Origin of the sequence: Bradyrhizobium sp. Arg816 (assembly GCF_029989365.1) — a bacterium.
Taxonomy (GTDB): domain Bacteria; phylum Pseudomonadota; class Alphaproteobacteria; order Rhizobiales; family Xanthobacteraceae; genus Bradyrhizobium.
This window is the reverse complement of record NZ_JAPRAQ010000007.1, coordinates 201,591-218,131: the sequence shown is the minus strand read 5'-3', so window position 1 is coordinate 218,131 and position 16,541 is coordinate 201,591. Positions and strand designations below refer to the sequence as shown.

The 16,541-nt window shown below is 63.1% G+C and carries 14 protein-coding genes, 1 tRNA gene and 1 pseudogene; 5 read left to right on the top strand and 11 right to left on the bottom strand.

The genetic code is table 11. From position 1 onward, the window contains the following. Positions 1–25 precede the first annotated feature (25 nt). From dxs to OWC48_RS19560, 5 genes are all read right to left on the bottom strand, one after another. On the bottom strand, positions 26–1,954 hold the full coding sequence (gene dxs, locus OWC48_RS19580) for a 1-deoxy-D-xylulose-5-phosphate synthase (RefSeq protein WP_282521426.1): 1,929 nt from the start codon (positions 1,952–1,954) through the stop codon (positions 26–28). A 578-nt stretch (positions 1,955–2,532) separates the two neighbouring features. Next, positions 2,533–2,784: an exodeoxyribonuclease VII small subunit gene (locus OWC48_RS19575; RefSeq protein WP_008132970.1), complete on the bottom strand. Its 252-nt coding sequence runs from the start codon at positions 2,782–2,784 to the stop codon at positions 2,533–2,535. A gap of 69 nt (positions 2,785–2,853) precedes the next feature. Next, positions 2,854–3,783 carry a histone deacetylase family protein gene (locus OWC48_RS19570; RefSeq protein ID WP_282521425.1) on the bottom strand — a complete coding sequence of 310 codons (930 nt, stop codon included), beginning with the start codon at positions 3,781–3,783 and terminating at the stop codon, positions 2,854–2,856. A 135-nt stretch (positions 3,784–3,918) separates the two neighbouring features. After that, positions 3,919–5,577, bottom strand: coding sequence for a bifunctional UDP-sugar hydrolase/5'-nucleotidase (locus OWC48_RS19565; RefSeq protein ID WP_282521424.1), 1,659 nt, complete (start codon positions 5,575–5,577; stop codon positions 3,919–3,921). Positions 5,578–5,771: 194 nt separating this feature from the next. Next, positions 5,772–6,527: an enoyl-CoA hydratase-related protein gene (locus tag OWC48_RS19560; RefSeq protein WP_282521423.1), complete on the bottom strand. Its 756-nt coding sequence runs from the start codon at positions 6,525–6,527 to the stop codon at positions 5,772–5,774. A 302-nt stretch (positions 6,528–6,829) separates the two neighbouring features. Here OWC48_RS19560 and OWC48_RS19555 point away from each other — a divergent pair, with 302 nt between their 5' ends. Continuing rightward, positions 6,830–8,065, top strand: coding sequence for an MFS transporter (locus OWC48_RS19555; protein ID WP_282521422.1), 1,236 nt, complete (start codon positions 6,830–6,832; stop codon positions 8,063–8,065). A 108-nt stretch (positions 8,066–8,173) separates the two neighbouring features. On the opposite strand, the gene OWC48_RS19550 is transcribed toward OWC48_RS19555, so the two are convergent. Beyond that, the gene (locus OWC48_RS19550) at positions 8,174–9,952 is read right to left on the bottom strand and encodes an acyl-CoA dehydrogenase (protein WP_282521421.1); all 1,779 of its coding nucleotides are present in this window, start codon (positions 9,950–9,952) and stop codon (positions 8,174–8,176) included. 268 nt (positions 9,953–10,220) lie between these two features. Here OWC48_RS19550 and OWC48_RS19545 point away from each other — a divergent pair. Beyond that, positions 10,221–10,295, top strand: a tRNA-Gln gene (locus OWC48_RS19545). A 289-nt stretch (positions 10,296–10,584) separates the two neighbouring features. Here the strand turns inward: OWC48_RS19545 and OWC48_RS19540 are convergent. Continuing rightward, complete coding sequence (locus OWC48_RS19540) at positions 10,585–11,916, bottom strand: hypothetical protein (RefSeq protein WP_282521420.1); 1,332 nt, start codon at positions 11,914–11,916, stop codon at positions 10,585–10,587. Beyond that, a complete protein-coding gene (locus OWC48_RS19535; protein ID WP_404979799.1) occupies positions 11,913–12,194 on the bottom strand; it encodes a hypothetical protein in 282 nt (93 codons plus the stop codon). The genes OWC48_RS19540 and OWC48_RS19535 overlap by 4 nt, the downstream gene beginning before the upstream one ends. Positions 12,195–12,679: 485 nt before the next feature. Here OWC48_RS19535 and OWC48_RS19530 point away from each other — a divergent pair, with 485 nt between their 5' ends. Continuing rightward, entirely contained in the window at positions 12,680–12,880 is a 201-nt protein-coding gene (locus OWC48_RS19530) for a hypothetical protein (protein WP_282521418.1), read from the top strand. Between the two features lie 12 nt (positions 12,881–12,892). Next, positions 12,893–13,296 (top strand): annotated as a pseudogene (locus tag OWC48_RS19525) (hypothetical protein). A 224-nt stretch (positions 13,297–13,520) separates the two neighbouring features. Here OWC48_RS19525 and OWC48_RS19520 read toward each other — a convergent pair. Genes OWC48_RS19520 through OWC48_RS19510 form a run of 3 tightly spaced genes read right to left on the bottom strand, consistent with a single transcriptional unit; the run spans position 13,521 to position 16,014 of the window. Beyond that, positions 13,521–13,679, bottom strand: coding sequence for a hypothetical protein (locus tag OWC48_RS19520; protein WP_282521417.1), 159 nt, complete (start codon positions 13,677–13,679; stop codon positions 13,521–13,523). After that, positions 13,676–14,293, bottom strand: a complete 618-nt coding sequence (locus OWC48_RS19515) for a response regulator transcription factor (RefSeq protein ID WP_282521416.1) — start codon at positions 14,291–14,293, stop codon at positions 13,676–13,678. The genes OWC48_RS19520 and OWC48_RS19515 overlap by 4 nt, the downstream gene beginning before the upstream one ends. Positions 14,294–14,301: 8 nt before the next feature. Continuing rightward, the gene (locus OWC48_RS19510; protein ID WP_282521415.1) at positions 14,302–16,014 is read right to left on the bottom strand and encodes an ATP-binding protein; all 1,713 of its coding nucleotides are present in this window, start codon (positions 16,012–16,014) and stop codon (positions 14,302–14,304) included. A 46-nt stretch (positions 16,015–16,060) separates the two neighbouring features. Between OWC48_RS19510 and OWC48_RS19505 the strand changes: the two genes are divergently transcribed. Further along, entirely contained in the window at positions 16,061–16,294 is a 234-nt protein-coding gene (locus OWC48_RS19505; RefSeq protein ID WP_282521414.1) for a hypothetical protein, read from the top strand. The last annotated feature ends 247 nt before the right edge of the window (positions 16,295–16,541 follow it).

The following is a 16,541-nucleotide window of genomic DNA, read 5'->3' as shown; positions in this document are numbered from 1 at the left end:
TGGTTCGCGAAGGTCAAGCTCGCCGTCAGGCGAGCTTGACCGTCTCGGCCTTGACGTCCTTGCCCAGCGCCTCGAACACCTTGGCGACGATGCCCTTGGCGTCGAGACCGGCGCGGCCGTACATCGCGGCCGGCGTGTCGTGGTCCTGGAACACGTCGGGCAGCACCATCGAGCGGAACTTGACCATGCCGCCGTCGAGCGCGCCCTGATCGGTCAGGTACTGCGCGACATGCGAGCCGAAGCCGCCGACCGAGCCTTCCTCGATCGTGATCAGGATCTCGTGGTCGCGGGCGAGCTTGAGAACCAGCTCGGTGTCGAGCGGCTTCATGAAGCGCGCATCGGCGATCGAGGTGGAGAGGCCGTGGGCGGCGAGCTCGTCGGCCGCCTTCTCGCATTCGGCGAGGCGCGTACCGAAGGAGAGCAGGGCGATCTTGCTGCCCTGGCGAATCATCCGGCCCTTGCCGACCTCGAGCGGAACGCCGACTTCGGGCATCTCGATGCCGCGGCCTTCGCCGCGCGGATAGCGCAGCGAGCTCGGACGGTCGTCGATCGCGACCTGGGTCGCCACCATGTGCACGAGCTCGGCTTCGTCGGCCGCCGCCATGATCACCATGTTCGGCAGGCAGCCGAGATAGGCGTTGTCGAACGAACCGGCATGCGTCGCGCCGTCGGCGCCGACGAGGCCGGCGCGGTCGATGGCGAAGCGGACGGGCAGGTTCTGGATCGCGACGTCATGCACGATCTGGTCGTAGCCGCGTTGCAGGAAGGTCGAGTAGATCGCGCAGAACGGCTTGTAGCCTTCGCTCGCCAGACCGGCGGCGAACGTCACCGCGTGCTGCTCGGCGATGCCGACGTCGAAGGTGCGGTCGGGGAAGGCCTTGTTGAAGATGTCGACGCCGGTGCCGGACGGCATCGCCGCGGTGATGGCGACGACCTTGTCGTCCTTCTGCGCTTCCTTGACGAGGCTCTGGCCGAACACGTTCTGGTAGGCCGGCGCATTCGGCTTGGCCTTGGCCTGGGTGCCGGTCGCGACGTCGAACTTGACGACCGCGTGGTACTTGTCGGCGGAAGCTTCCGCCGGGCCGTAGCCCTTGCCCTTCTGCGTCACGACGTGGACCAGGATCGGGCCGGTTTCCATGTCGCGCACGTTCTTCAGCACGGGCAGCAGATGGTCGAGGTTATGACCGTCGATCGGGCCGACGTAATAGAAGCCGAGCTCCTCGAACAGGGTGCCGCCGTCCATCATGAAGCCGCGCGAATATTCCTCGACGCGGTTGGCGCGGTTGGCGATGATCTTGGGCAGGCGCTTGTTGATCTGCTTGGCCGCATCGCGCAGCGTGCGATAGGTCTTGCCGGAGTAGAGGCGCGACAGATAGGCGCTCATGGCGCCGACCGGCGGCGCGATCGACATGTCGTTGTCGTTGAGGATCACGATCAGGCGCGAGTTCATGGCGCCGGCGTTGTTCATGGCTTCATAGGCCATGCCGGCTGACATCGCACCGTCACCGATGACCGCGATAACGTTGTTCTTGCCGCCGGAGAGGTCGCGCGCGACCGCCATGCCGAGGCCGGCGGAAATCGAGGTCGAGGAATGCGCTGCGCCGAACGGATCGTAATCGCTCTCGCTGCGCTTGGTGAAGCCGGACAGGCCGCCGCCGGTGCGCAGCGTGCGGATGCGGTCGCGCCGGCCGGTGAGGATCTTGTGCGGATAGGCCTGATGGCCGACGTCCCAGATCAGCCGGTCGCGCGGCGTGTCGAAGACGTAATGGATCGCGGTGGTGAGCTCGACCACGCCGAGGCCCGCGCCGAAGTGACCCCCGGTCACCGAGACGGCATCGATGGTCTCTTGCCGCAGCTCGTCGGCGACCTGGCGAACCTGCTCGATCTTGAGCTTGCGCAGGTCATCCGGCGTATGGATGGTGTCGAGAAGCGGCGTCTTACTGTATGCGTTCACGGCGATTTCCAATTTGTCAGCGCCGGAAGATCGTTCCGGTGCGCGATGGGTTTGCACAATATCGGCGCAGCGCGAGTCCTTAAACCGTCGGAGCCACCTGCATGGGGCAGGGCCCCGTCTTCAAGCTTAGGTGAGCTTAGATGCGCTCCGGTTCAGTCTCTGTGATCCCTGTCACTTAGATCGGCTTCGTCCGTCCCAGCCAATTTCATTAGCAGTTTGAAGCGCTTGTCGTCGGAATTCTCTGCCCACGCAAGGCTTGCAAAAAGCCACACTCCGCGCAGCTTTACACCAAAGCTTGGGCCAAAGCCAACCCACAGGGCCGATTACGGGCATGCACCTGCAACCCGCGGGCCAGAGTGGTTAATCGTGGCGCCGGCGGATGGGTTCCAGACTTGCCCGGTTCCTCGGCGGTATTTTTTGGCCGTTTTGGCCAGATTCGCGAGCCCGAGAGGCCTTGGCCGGGGAACTCGTCGATATCCGTGCCTGGCCGCCGAGGGGCCTAAGCCCAAACAAGGGCGTGCGATCATGAAAAATTGCGGATGGCCGATGCTTGAGGCGGGCGGCTTGAAAAGAGGACCTTACTGCACGTCGAGCGGTGCGGTGCCGGTGGCCTGGCCGCTGGCATCGGTGGTGATCTTGTCGACGCGCGCCTCGGCCTGACGCAGCAATTCCTCGCAGCGGCGCTTCAGCGCCTCGCCGCGCTCGTAGATCGTCACGGATTCCTCGAGCGGCACCTTGCCGTCCTCGAGCCGCTTCACGATGGTTTCGAGCTCCTCGATGGCGCGTTCGAAGGTGAGCCTGGAGACGTCGACTTGGGTATTTTCGGCCATATCCGTTTCCGATTGCCCGCTTCACGTGAGAAAAAGCGCAGTTTTGCGGGCGTAATGAGGCGGGTCTGTCTAAGCGCCCATCAGGGCACCGACATGCGCCGTAACAGATTCTTTCAATCCTTGCAGGTCATAGCCGCCCTCGAGCACCGAAACAATGCGGCCCTCTGCGGACTTGTCGGCAAGGTCCATCAGCTTGCGCGTGACCCAGGTGTAGTCCTCCGCGCGCAAATTCAGCGAGGCCAGCGGATCGCGGTAATGCGCATCGAAGCCCGCGGAGATGACGAGAAGCTCGGGGCTGAATTTTTCGAGCCGCGGCAGGATCAGCTGCTCGAACGCGGCGCGGAATTCGGGTCCGCCGTCTTCGGAAGCGAGCGGCGCATTGACGATGGTGTCGTGGTCGCCGCGCTCGCCCTTCGCGCCGGTGCCCGGAAACAGCGGCATTTGATGCGTCGAGCAGTACATCACGGTCGGGTCGGACCAGAAGATGTCCTGTGTGCCGTTGCCGTGATGCACGTCGAAATCGACGATGGCGGCGCGCTGGATGCCGTATTTGCGCTGCGCATGACGCGCCGCGATCGCGGCATTGTCGAAGAAGCAGAAGCCCATCGGCTTGCCGATCTCGGCGTGATGTCCGGGCGGGCGCACCGCGACGAAGGCGTTGCGATGCTCGCCATTCATCACGGCTTCGGTCGCAGCCACTGCGCCGCCGACGCCGCGCATCACCGCCTCCCACGTGCCTGGAGACATCGAGGTGTCGCCGTCGATATAGACCTGACCGCTGGTCGGCGCGATGTGGCGCAACTCGGTGACGTAATGCTCGTTGTGGCAGAGCGTCACGAGATCGAGATCGCCTTCCGGTGCCAGGTCGCGCGCCAGGAACTGGAAGCGCTCCTGCGACAGCGCTTCCTCAACCGCCCGCATGCGGTCAGGCCTTTCAGGGTGTCCCGGCGGCGTGACGTGGTCGAGGCAGGCCTTGTGGGAGAGGAGAAGCGTGCTCATCAGGTCGGCCTCACAGGGAACGGGCTCTTGACGTCGCTTGGCGCATCCCGAGCCAAAACGCAAATGCAAAACGCAATCTAAGCGCTTGGGCGGGGATGGCAAAGGGTGGTTCCGGACAAGTCCGTTTGATCCGGATCAATTCACGCGCAGGATGCGGGTGGGCGGCAGCGGACCGATCGGTCCGTGTGCCCTGAAGAAGGCGAACAGCGCGTCCGCGTCGTAGCCGCCATATTGCTGCGCTGTGCCTTGTTTGGCGGCGGTAAAACCGTCGCCGCCGACGGCGAGGTAATCGTTGAGTGTGACGCGGTAGCCGCTTCCAGGCTCGATCGGCTTGCCGTTGAGCGTGATCTTCTCAACGCTGATTCGCTCGCCGAACGGTTTCGTCGCATCCCAGGTGTAGCTGAACCCGTTCGAGACCTGGAGGATCCGCGGGCGCTTCGGATCGAGCCATTGCTGCTCCAGCATGTCCTTGAGCTGGCTGCCCGTGAGCGTCATCGTAACGAGGCGATTGCGGAACGGCTGGCTCGCGAAAAGTTCGCCGAACGACACCGCGCCGTTCTCCTTCGGGACAATGTCGGTGCGGATGCCGCCGGGATTGGTGAGCGCGATGACAGCGCTGCCATCCTTGGCGTCCTTCGTCGCGGCGAGTTGCGCGTCCGCGATGACGTCGCCGAGCGCGCTCTCGCCGGCCTCGTTCGGCACGCGCGACAGCGTCTGCGTCACCGATCCGGCCGGGCGATTCGCAATCGGTGCCGACAGCTTGTCATAGGCTTCGATCAGGGCGGTCTGTTCCGGGTCCTTCGCCAGCGAGGCATTGGCGACGATGACGTTGTCGGCTTTGGCGCTGACGATGTCGCGGGTTGCAGGATCGAGCTTGAGGTCGATCGCGGTGACCAGCGTGCCGTATTTGTCACCGCTGGTGACGAGCCGCCCGTCGATATCGCAGACATAGGCGCGGTGGGTGTGGCCGCTGACGACGACGTCGACCGCGCGGTCGAATTTCTTGACGATGTCGACGATCGGCCCCGTAATGGCAGGGCATTCATTGTAGTCGCCCGAGGGCTCACCGCCCTGGTGGATCAGCACCACGATCGCCTCGACGCCACGCGCCTTCAGCTGCGGCACCAGCGCATTCACCGTCTCGGCCTCGTCGCGGAATTCGAGCCCGGCAATGCCCGAGGGCGAGACGATGCCCGCGGTCTCTTTCAAGGTGAGGCCGATGAAGGCGACGGGGATGCCCTCGAATTCCCTGATCTCGTAGGGCGGCAGCACGCTTTTGCCGGTCGCGGTCTCGATGGTGGAGGCGGCGAGATAATGGAATTTGGCGCCCGTGAAGGGATGCGGCCCCTGGCAGCCGTCGACCGGATGGCAGCCGCCGTTCTGCATCCGCAAGAGCTCGGTCTTGCCCTCGTCGAACTCGTGATTGCCGACCGAGGTGATCGCAAGTCCCATCATCGAGAGCGCCTCGACCGAGGGCTCGTCGTGAAACATTGCCGACAGGAACGGGCTCGCGCCGATCAAATCGCCGGCGGCGACGAAGATCGTGTTTGGGTGCCCCTCGCGCAGCTGCTTGACCAGCGTCGCCATATACTCGGCGCCGCCGGTGGCCACCGCTACCTTCTTGGTCTTGTCTTCAGGATCATTGATCCGGATGCCGCCCGGCGGCGTCCGCAGATTGCCGTGGAAATCGTTGATGGCAAGAATGCGCAGCTCGACCGGCGCCGCGGTCTGGGCGGAGGCGGGGAGGGTGGCGAGAGTCAGTGTAAGGACGGTCAGGCGGAGAAGATGTCGCATGGAACCAGACTAGTCGTTCCGCGCGAAGATTTCACGAAGCTTTCTTCCTTCTCCCCTTGTTGTGGGAGAAGGTGGCATAGGCGGCCTTCGGCCGCCGTCCTTAAGAACGCCGAAGCGAAGCTTCGGCTATGGCGCCGGATGAGGGGTTGTCTCCGCGAGGTTAGAAGTGAGTTCTAGGAGAGAGGAAGAACGCTCTACCGCTTCTTCCGGTTTGCAAATGCCTCGAACGCGGCAATCGCCTCATCCGACTTCAGCCGCTCGCCGAACAGATGGGCCTCCTGGTCGATGCGGCGGGTGAGCTCCTCGGGTGCGGCGCGCAGCAGCTTGCGCGAGGCCGCGACCGCCTCTGCCGGCAGCCGGCAGATATCGCGCGCCACCTTGCGCGCCTCGACCTCGGTATGTCCCGGCGAGACCACGGTGTTGACGAAGCCTGCCGCGTGCGCCTCCGCGGCGGTGAAAGTCCGCCCCATCACCAGCATCGCGAAGGCGCGCTGGTAGCCCATCGTGTTCGGCATCAGGAGGCTGGCCGCGCCGACCGGTACGAGCCCGAGATGGATGTAGGGTGCGGAGAAGGTCGCGGCGTTCGAGGCGAGCACATAGTCGCAATGGAACAGCATCACCGTGCCCATGCCGATCGAGGCGCCGTCGACGGCCGCGATGATCGGCTTGACGTTGAGGGCGAGCGAATAGAGAAATTTTGCACCGTCCGACAGCGTCTCGGAATTCGATTCGGCTTGCATGAAATCGTCGATGTCGTCGCCGGCGGTGAACACGCCGGAGCCGCCGGTGATGATCATGCAGCGGATGTCGGGATTGTTCTGCGCGGTGTCGATCGCGCGGCTCATCTCGCGATACATGTCCTGCGTGATCGCGTTCTTCTTGCTTGGGCGGCGCAGGGTGATGACGCGCGTTCCGCGCTCCTCGGTGACGACGATATTGCCATTCGGCATGAGAGCCCCCTGCGGTCGCCGCGACGCTTGCCTTGGCGAGTCTCGCAAGCCTCAGCCTACATCATCTTGCAGGCGTGCCAATCCGCCCGCTCGACCTTTTCGAGAACGTCCCCGTGAGTCCGCCGCATGGCGCGCTGTCGTTTTTCTGATCGGGAACCGCACCGCACCGGATCATGCCGGTTGTATTGCTTCGCACATGCAGTTGCGCATTGCAACAAATGGCTACAATGTTTCATTTGAAAAACCGGGGGTTGTGGGGCACGATTGCCCAATGCCGTTCCATTTGGCCGATTGCTCGATCGATGATTGCCGCAACGGGCGTTGACGAATCCTCGCTGCGCTATCGCGGCTGGCGCGTCGTGCTGGCCTGTTTCCTGATGGCCTTCTTCATGTTCGGCTTCGGCCTCTATGGCCAGGGCGTCTATCTCGCCGAGCTCCAGCGCGCCCATGGCTGGCCGGGCACGCTGGTCTCCGCGGCCAGCACCTTCTCGTTTCTCCTCACCTCCGTGCTCGTCATCTTCACCGACGATCTGCTCGCCCGCATCGGGCTGCGCGCGCTGATCCTGTGCGGGCTGTCGGCGCTCGGCGCTTCGACCGTGCTGCTGGCGCTGATGCAGACGCCCTGGCAGCTTTATCTTGCCTATGCGCTGATGTCGGTCGGCTGGACCGGCATGGGCACCGTGGTGATCGCCACCGTGCTGAACGCCTGGTTCGAGCGGCGCCGCGGGCTCGCGCTCAGCCTCGCCTTCAACGGCGCGACCTGCGGCGGCATCGTCCTCGTTCCGCTGTTGCTGTCGCTGACCGGCAGCATCGGCTTCCAGTCCGCCATGCTTGCCGCCACGATGGCGATGGTGGTGCTGGTGTTGCCGGTGGTCGTCATCTTCATCGGCTGGCCGACGCAGATGTCCCTGGCATCGGGCGGCCGTTCGTCCGCTGGCATCGCCGCGCCGGCCCATTCCCGCAAGACGCTGCTCGCCAACGCGGCGTTCTGGACCATGGTGCTGCCGATCGCGATCGCGCTGCTGGCGCAGATGGGATTCATCATCCACCAGGTGTCGTTCCTCGAGCCGCTGATCGGCCGCGCCAGTGCGGGCCTTGCGGTCACGATCATGGCGGCGATGGCGGTGGTCGGCCGCCTGACGCTCGGCCTGTTCGTCGACCGGCTCGATCCGCGGCTCGCCTGCGCGGCGTCGATGACGAGCCAGGCGGCGGCGCTGTTCGTGCTTCTCCAAAGCACGAGCCCGACCGTGCTGCTCGTCTGCTGCGCCGTCTATGGCTTTTCGATCGGCAACATGATCACGTTCCCGCCCTTGATCATCCAGCGCGAGATCGGTGCTGCCGCCTTTGCCGCCGCAATGGGATTGGGCACGTCGATCAGCGGCGTCGTCAGCGCCTTCGGCCCCGGCATCGTCGGCCTCGCGCGGAGTTTCACCGGCAACTACACGAGCGCGTTTGCGATGTGCGTGATGCTCGATCTCGTGGCGGCGGGAATCGTGCTGTGGCGGCCGGGCCGACGCGCGAAGCTTGCGGCTTCTTAGGATTAGGCGTCGTAGCCCGGATGGAGCGCAGCGTAATCCGGGATTCGTGCCGCGAGCGACGACGACCCCGGATTGCGCTTCGCTCCATCCGGGCTACGCAGGCCACCCTTACCCCAACAACACCGCATCCGCCGCCGCGACCGACTCCGCGCTCTCCGTCACCGTGCGCTCCAGCGCGCCGGCCTGCACCGTGATGTTCTCGGCGAAGAAGCGCGCGAGCGAGACGTAGCGCGCGGCGTCGGTGTTGCCATCGGCCTTCGCGGCGAGCGCCTCGGAGGCCAGCATGCAGCCGCCGAGGGTGGCGCCGAACTGCTGCAGATACGGCGTCGCGCCGGCGAGCGCCTCGTTCGGTGCGGAGGTCACGCGCTCCAGCAGCCACTTGCTGGTGCGCGTCAGCGCCTCCAGCGCCTCGCGCAGCTTGGTACCTGTGGTGCCGAAAGCGGGATCGTTGGAGGCTTCGACCTGCTTCACGGTGGCCGAGAGCTCGTCGAGCAGCGCCCACACCGCAGCGCCGCCATTGGCCGCGAGCTTTCGCGTGACGAGATCGATCGCCTGGATGCCGTTGGTGCCCTCGTAGATCGCGGTGATGCGCGCATCGCGATAGTGCTGCGCGGCGCCGGTCTCCTCGATGAAGCCCATGCCGCCATGCACCTGCACGCCGAGATAGGCGACCTCGTTGCCGATATCGGTGGAATAGCCCTTCGCCATCGGCGTCAGCAGCGCCGCGCGTGCGGCGGCGTCCGCACGGACCTTTGGATCCGTGGCGCGCGTGGAGACGTCGATCGCGACCGCGGTCGCATAGCAGATGGTGCGTGCGGCCGCGGTCTGCGCCCGCATCCGCATCAGCATGCGCTTGACGTCGGGATGCACGAAGATCGCGTCCGAACCGTCGCCCGCCTTGCCGATGGCGCGGCCCTGCTTGCGCTCCTGCGCATAGGCCAGCGCCTGCTGGTAGGCGCGATCGGCGACGCCGACGCCCTCCAGCCCGACGCCGAGGCGGGCCTGGTTCATCATCGTGAACATGCAGCGCATGCCCTGGTTCTCTTCGCCGACGAGGAAGCCGATCGCGCCGCCATGATCGCCCATGGTCATGGTGCAGGTGGGGGAGGCATGCATGCCGAGCTTGTGCTCGACGCCGCTCGCAAAGATGTCATTGCGCGCGCCGAGCGAGCCGTCGGCATTGACCATGAACTTCGGCACGAGGAACAGCGAGATCCCCTTGGTGCCGGCGGGCGCATCGGGCAGGCGCGCCAGCACGAAATGCACGATGTTGTCGGTCATGTCGTGCTCGCCATAGGTGATGAAGATCTTCGTCCCCTTGATGCGATAGGTGCCGTCGGCCTGCCGCTCGGCGCGGGTGCGCAGCGCGCCGACGTCGGAGCCGGCCTGCGACTCGGTCAGCTGCATCGTGCCGGTCCATTCGCCGGAGACGAGCTTTTCGAGATAGATCTTCTTCAACTCGTCGCTGCCATGCGCATCCAGCGCCTCCATCGCCGAGGCCGTGAGCAGCGGGCAGAGGCCGAAGGCGACGTTCGAGGCGCTCCAGATCTCGGTGCAGGCGGCGTTGATGGCGAGCGGCAGGCCCTGGCCGCCGAAATCCTCGGGGCCGGAGACCGCGTTCCAGCCGCCCTCGGTCCAGCGCTTGTAGGCGTCCGGCCAGCCCGGCGCAGTCGTGACCTTGCCGTCGCCAAGCTTGATGCCGTGCTCGTCGCCGACCTTGTTGAGCGGCGCCAGCACGTCGGTTGCGAACTTGCCGGCTTCCTCCAGCACGGCGCTCACGATGTCGCCGTCGAAATCGCCGTAATGGCCGGCCTCCACGGCAGCCTTCAGGCCGGCGCCATGGTTGAGCGACAGCAGCATGTCAGAGATCGGCGCGCGGTAGGTCATGGCTCACTCCCGTGGACAGGTTTGGCGCCGTATTCCCATGAAACGGGGGAGGTCTCAATGGCCGGAACGCCGGGATAGCGCCGGCCCGGAACGGCGCCGCCGCCGGGCCTATAATAAAGGGTGGCATGGCGAGCGCCGGGCCCGGTCCTGGACCTCAGGTATTTTGCCCCTCCAGGCGGTTGAAATGCCGCGCCGCTCCCTATAGACCGGCTGCGACCAGCGGGAATCTGCGGTAGCCAGTTCTTCCGCCCGTTCCCTGGTCGCCTGTTGGGGCGTAGCCAAGCGGTAAGGCAGCGGATTTTGATTCCGCCATTCGGAGGTTCGATCCCTCCCGCCCCAGCCAGCGCCAACGTTCTGATTTTGTTGCAAAAACTGTCATGCTCAAGGCAGATTTTCCTGCTCATTTGGAAATTCCGTTTGCCGCGCATTTGGAAATTCTGTGCTGGTTTCGTTTTTGCGACGGCAGATGAAGGTCGTCGCGCGTTGAACGTCGCTCGCCTCATTAAAATACGAACTCAGCAAATCAACGCCGTCTGTGCGTTGCAAGCTTCCGACCGCAGCCGCTGACGTCGCGTGCGGATCGAAGTTGCAGAACCCCGCCGCCTTTTGCAGCGTTCAACGAATCGCGAAATCTATCCTTGAGATCGGACGCTAGTCTTCGAAATTGGCGAGTTCTGCGTTTCGTCTCGAGGTGATGCTGCTCCATCAGCATTGTGCTGATCGAGCTCCTTCTGTGCCAAGAGATGTGCATGTCTCTTGCGCGTCGCAGCCAACGCTCGCATCATCGTTTCCTTGGCATAGCCGCGATAGGCCTGTGCGGTCTTGTGGCCCGAGAGCGCACGACCCTGGCCGTCGGTCAGTTCGGCTTCCTCGAGTTCGGTCATGCCGCCGTGTCGACAGGCATCAAGCGTGAACAGCTTTGACACGCCGTCGATCTTCTTGCGCATCTGCTGCACCACTTTTTCCATGCCAGGGTAGGACCACACTTTGGCATCGCCCTTGCGTTCACCCTTTTGGATCCGACGCATGATCATCGGGACGCCGAGCTTGGGCAGATGGCTCAAAACGTCCTCCGCTTCTGCGTAAAACTTGATGGTCTCTCCGTCGAGAGTCTCGTCGAGCGGATGCCAGACCAACGCCTTGTTCTTGTGGTGCTCGATGCGCACGGCGTGTGGCCAGTTCTTGCTGCGATAGTCGGGCCAAGTCAAAAACCCGGCTACTACGTTCTCCGGTCGTTGTAGCCATTCAAAGCAGATCACCGCGACGGCCGCGGGTTCAGGCCGCCCTTCTTTGATGCAGCCCCATGCAAACTTATAGACCTCTTCTCGAGTGACCGCGTGCTTCTTGGTCTTGGTGCGGCTCTTGAGGGTGAAATCGTCCCAGGGGTTCGGGTGTTTCTTATCGAACAACTCTGGGTGCAGCCGACGCATGATCCGCCACACCTTTCGGCAGAGCCCGACCACTTTTTCTCCCTGCCGCAGTCTGATGCCGTTCGGGCCGTTGATGATTTTGTCGTAGATCTTATCGGCGGCACGTGGCGTAACTTCCATGATCTGCCGTTCGCCGATCCGCCGTCCGCTCTTTCCGACGGTGTCGCAGGTCATATGCATGATCCGTTCGTAGTCGGGGCGCGACCGAGCTGAGACCTTCTCAGTATACGCCTTCTCCGTCTTGTATTGTCGGAACAGCCAATCGATCGTGCCATAGCGCGCGATCTTTCCCTGCTCGCCCGGCTGCCCTCTGCGCTGGTTGTTCCATTCATCGAACAAGGCATTGAGTGTGGCGGCGCGTCCGCCTTTTCCGTCGTCGCCGCATGCAGTTTCGTAGCTCGTCCCAAGTGGCTCATTCGCTATCTCGCAGCCGAGTTTCCTGTAATGAGTGGGGATGCGGAAGTAGAAAGCGGTCGCCCGGCGGGCAAGCCGCCGTACCTCGACGAAGCGTGGAAGTGGACGCTCCAGCGTCACAAATCCTCGGCGAGGTCGCCCGGCACGATGTCCGGCGCAATAACTCGGTCCAGATCGTCTCTCAACCACAGCTGACGCCTCCCTTCTTTCACACGTGGTCGAGGATACTCCTCACCGACTCGTTTGAGAAAGGCTTCAACGGTCGATTCTCCGCAATACCCTGCTGCGATTCCAGCAGTCATACGGCGCGGCCAAGAACCCGCTGGAATGATGGCAGGACGTGTCATCGCATAAGCGTGAGCTGCTGAAACTCGTTCTTTGCTCGTCCTGCCCATCATGATGATCACCAGCAGGATTGAAACTGCGAGGGCAACTGGATCGCGCAGGAGCGTAGTGCAGCGCCTGAAAAGGACACTTTGGACTTACTTGCCTCGGCCGGGAGAGCGCGCCGCGGAAGGCCAGGGAGAAGGACGTGACCTGCTGCCTCAGCAGAGGACGATGCGCCTCAATTGGAGACGGCGGCTACCGTAGAGGCGCGAGGAGTCGGCAGAGAGCCCAGTGGACTGGAACCCGACGCAGCGGAGGCAGTCCGCCCAGGAAGCCTGGACGTATTCACTGGCGCAGCTCGCAAACCTCCGGCGAACAAGACAGCAGGAGGCGACACACACCACCAGTCGATTTCATAGTTCCTCTGGTTCATCGGCCATCCCCGCCGATATTGCCAAGTCCTCGCAGGGGTGTAGAGTTCTTCTGATTTTTTAACACGCTTAGATTTGACGCCGCCGCCATTGCGTTATGGTAATTTTTCTTGTGGGGGTTCGCCATGTTCGATTCCGCGACCACCGCGCTTCTGCGCGCGGTCCTAGATGAGGTCTGCGAAAATGTTTCCCGGACCGAGACCGGCGCCCGTACCCACGTGGCCTCGAAAATCCTGGAAGCCGCGACCAAAGGGGACACCTCTCCGGATCACCTCAAGCAGATCGGGCGCCATGCGCTCTCGCAGGCGCCTACCATGTGGCGCTGACCGGAGGCGGGGGTGAATTTCCAAGTCACGGTGCTGAAGATCCTGGTGAGCTATCCGGATGGATTTGCCACGATGGCCGATCTCAAGCGCGATATGGCGATCCTGGCGACCAGCGGCCGGGACTGGGCCGACCGCACAAACCGGCTGGCTGCGCGTGTCCCAGACCTCGACATCTTTTCGCAAGGTCTCGTCGAGCGCGAAAACGGCGGCTGGAAGATCACCGTCAAGGGACGGACAGTGCTAGAGTTCATGGAGGCGCGCCCCGCCGTCGAGCAACCGACAGAGACAGGGCCAGCCGAGAGCAGGGATGCGCCCATACCACCGCTTCCGCAGCCGGCGGAGCGCGCTAGGCGGCGACGCGAACGTCGCGAGCGCGTCGTGAAGCTCGAGAACGGGCGCGGGCTAACGCTTCCTAATCCTGCGGACGCGGGGCCTCCTTCGAAGGAGGGTGCCGGACCGGGGCGTAGTTCATAGAAGCGGCGAGGCAGAGCAGCAGCTCCAAGCCGCCAAAGATCGCGATGGTCCTGAACTCTTAATCAGCGGGTCCCAGGTTCGAGCCCTGGTGCGCCCACCATAGCGAAATCAAGCACTTATAGACGATTGTTAATTTCTTCATTCCGACAAGCTAGGTCAGCGGCTGTTACAACAAAATGGTCCGCCATGCGCGGGTGCGCACGCCAGAGATCCAAACCACAGTTGTAGAATCCGTCATCCAATCATTGACCGGGAAGCGCTTGAGGATGGCAAGCATGACGATGTGCTCGTGCGGGCATCTCCATCCCACCAGATATCCGCTCACGCCCGCTCCGCAAAGCTCGCGAGGACCAAAAGCCGGACAGCCTCGGCGAACTGACGCACGCGCAGCCGGTCCATCATACGTGAGCGGTGAACCTCGACCGTGCGCACACTGATACCAAGATCGAATGCGATCACCTTGTTTTGCTGCCCGGCCACGAGCGCCTCAAGAACCTGCCGCTCCCGTGGGCTGAGCGTATCGATTAATGCCGCCGCCATAGCAATATCATCGGTCCGTCCCTCCGCGGCGCTGGTCTTCAGCGCGGACTCAATCGCCGCTATCAGGGCGTCGTCGCTGTAGGGCTTTTCGATGAAGTCCACAGCTCCCGCCTTCATCGCTCGGACCGCGGTCTGCACGTCGCCTTGAGCCGTCACCACAATGACCGGCAAGTTCGGGTTTATCAGCCGAAGGCGAGCATGAACCTCGAAGCCGTCCATCTCCGGCATACGAAGATCCAGCAGGACGCAGCCCCCGAGTAAGCTGCCCGCGACGTCGAGGAACGCATTTGGCGTTGCATACGACGCCACCTGGAAACCGACCGCATCAAGCAGCCGCTCCAACGATCGGCGGATCGCCGGGTCGTCATCAATTACGTAAATGTACCGTTCGGCTGCCATCGATCGACTCATCGTTCCAGCGGGACGGGCAGCGTCACACGAAAGATTGCTCCGCCGCCGCAATTGGGCTCATACCCCAGCTTTCCGCGATGGGCCTCGACGATCGAGCGGCAGATCGAAAGTCCCAGTCCCATGCCATCGATTTTTGTGGTGTGGAATGGCTCGAAGAGGTGTTCGACAATATTGTCCGGCAGGCCCGAGCCACGATCTGCTACAGCGATCTCAATCGACTTGTCATCGAGACGGGCAGTGACCACTTCCAAGTCGCGCCGCTCGCTCTGCGCCATCGCCTCGTGCGCATTGCGTATCAGGTTAAGCATGACCTGCTGCAGTTGAATTCGGTTCGCAAATACTGCCTCGGCGCGCGGATCGAAGCTCAGCCGGACCTGCACGCCGTGTGGTCCGGTTCCCGCTGAGGCAAGATCATTGGCTTCACGGATCAGGGCAGGCAGGTTTTCGATCCGCATTTCCGTCTCGCCGCGCGTAACGAACTCTCGCAGCCTCCGAATGATCTCGCCGGCGCGAAGCGCCTGATCGGCGGCTTCGCCAAGGACATCGCGTACAGTAGCGACCCTTTGGGGAGCGGGAGGCCCGTTGGCCATCATCCGGTGCACAGCGTTGACCGAATTGGTGAACGCGGTCAGCGGTTGGTTCAATTCATGCGCCAACGCGCCGGCCATCTGACCCGCTGTGCTGAGCCGCGACGCATGATGGAGCTCCGCCTGTAGCTGCTGCGCGCGGACATCCGCGCACAGCCGCTCCTCGGCTTCGAGCGTCAGTCGCTCGAGCGCTTCCGCCAATTCCGATGTCCGTTCCGCCACCCGCTGCTCCAACGACTCGTTGAGGCGTCGAAGATCACTCTCGAGCTTTTTCTGATGCCTCAGATCGCGGCTGACGGTCGCCATGTTCGTAGGCCGGTCCGTGCGCGAGTCGTCGATGCGGAACCAATCTACCAGGAAGGGAATGACTTCTCCAGTTTGGAAGTGGCGGAAGTTGAGCTCGCCGAGCCAGCGTCCGGTTCCCATCACCATCGGAAGCAACTCGCAATGCGCCCGAGTCCGCTCATCGGGAGCCATGAAATCGAAGATATTAAGCCGCTGCACTTCCTCAGTGCCGGAAAGCCCGAGCAGGTCGATGGCCGCCTTATTGAGATATTGCGGCGTGCCGTCTAGATCGGCGAAACCAATGAACTCGGACGACCGCTCGATCACGGTCGCCAGACGCCGTTGCTCGGCCTCCGCGTGCCAGCGTTGGATAGCGAGCGTTACATGGTTCGCCGCAATTCCTAGAAGGAGCCGGTCCGTCTCGCTTGGAAATTGCGGATTGACGGAACCTGCGACCATCCCGGCGTCTCCGCCAAAGCCCATCGGCGCCGCCACGATCCGTAACGTTCCCTTCCCTAGCGGGTTGTCGATCGCGGATATCTGCTCGCGTCTTCCGCGCGATGCACCGCGGAGGATGCGTTCAATGTGACCAGACGATCCGATGGATACCGCTTGGCTCGTGCGCATCACGTCGGCCACCGGTTCGTCGCGCAGCCCCGGCACAGTCACGTAAATGACGTCGGCATTGAGCATCGAAAGCAAAGCGGCCGCCGCGCTGTCGGCGATCTGCCGCGAATTGTAATCTTTCCAGATTGCCGGCAGCGTCGAAAGCGCGACGAGATCGCGGATGCAGCGCCTGAGCTCTTGCGGCTCGGTAAGCTTATCGACCCAAGGCATGTCGCCCGATCCAGTCCACAACACGACCGCTGAAGGGGAAGTACACTTGTGCTATCGACTGATCGGTTCCGGCGACCACCTCTGCAAAGGACAGCTTCACGGGCTGGAGGTGCGGCTTAATGCCGGCAAAGACCTCTTGCGGGAGTACGTTGAAAATGCGATTGGCGCACTGGAACATGACGAGGCTCCCCGTTCGGCGGGAGCGCAGGAGCGTCTCTCAGCCACTGAAGCCATCAGCTACTCAGTGATGAGAAATATTAGCTCTGCTAATCCGGATTAGCGAGCCTTAGTTCCTAACGGACAGGCAAATCTCTTCTTAGAAAACCTCACTGGACGGGAATGGGGCGGTCACGGGGGACTGACCAGCAAGGTGTCGCAAAAACGCGCTTTGATTACCGTCGGATTTCGCTGGCAGGCGTAGCAAAATGATTACGTAGAATTACTTAATCTGCTTGGCCACTATCTACCCTTACATTTCCGCATCGTTTGGCCGCGACAATGTTGCCGCGGCACGGCCAGCGGAGCAA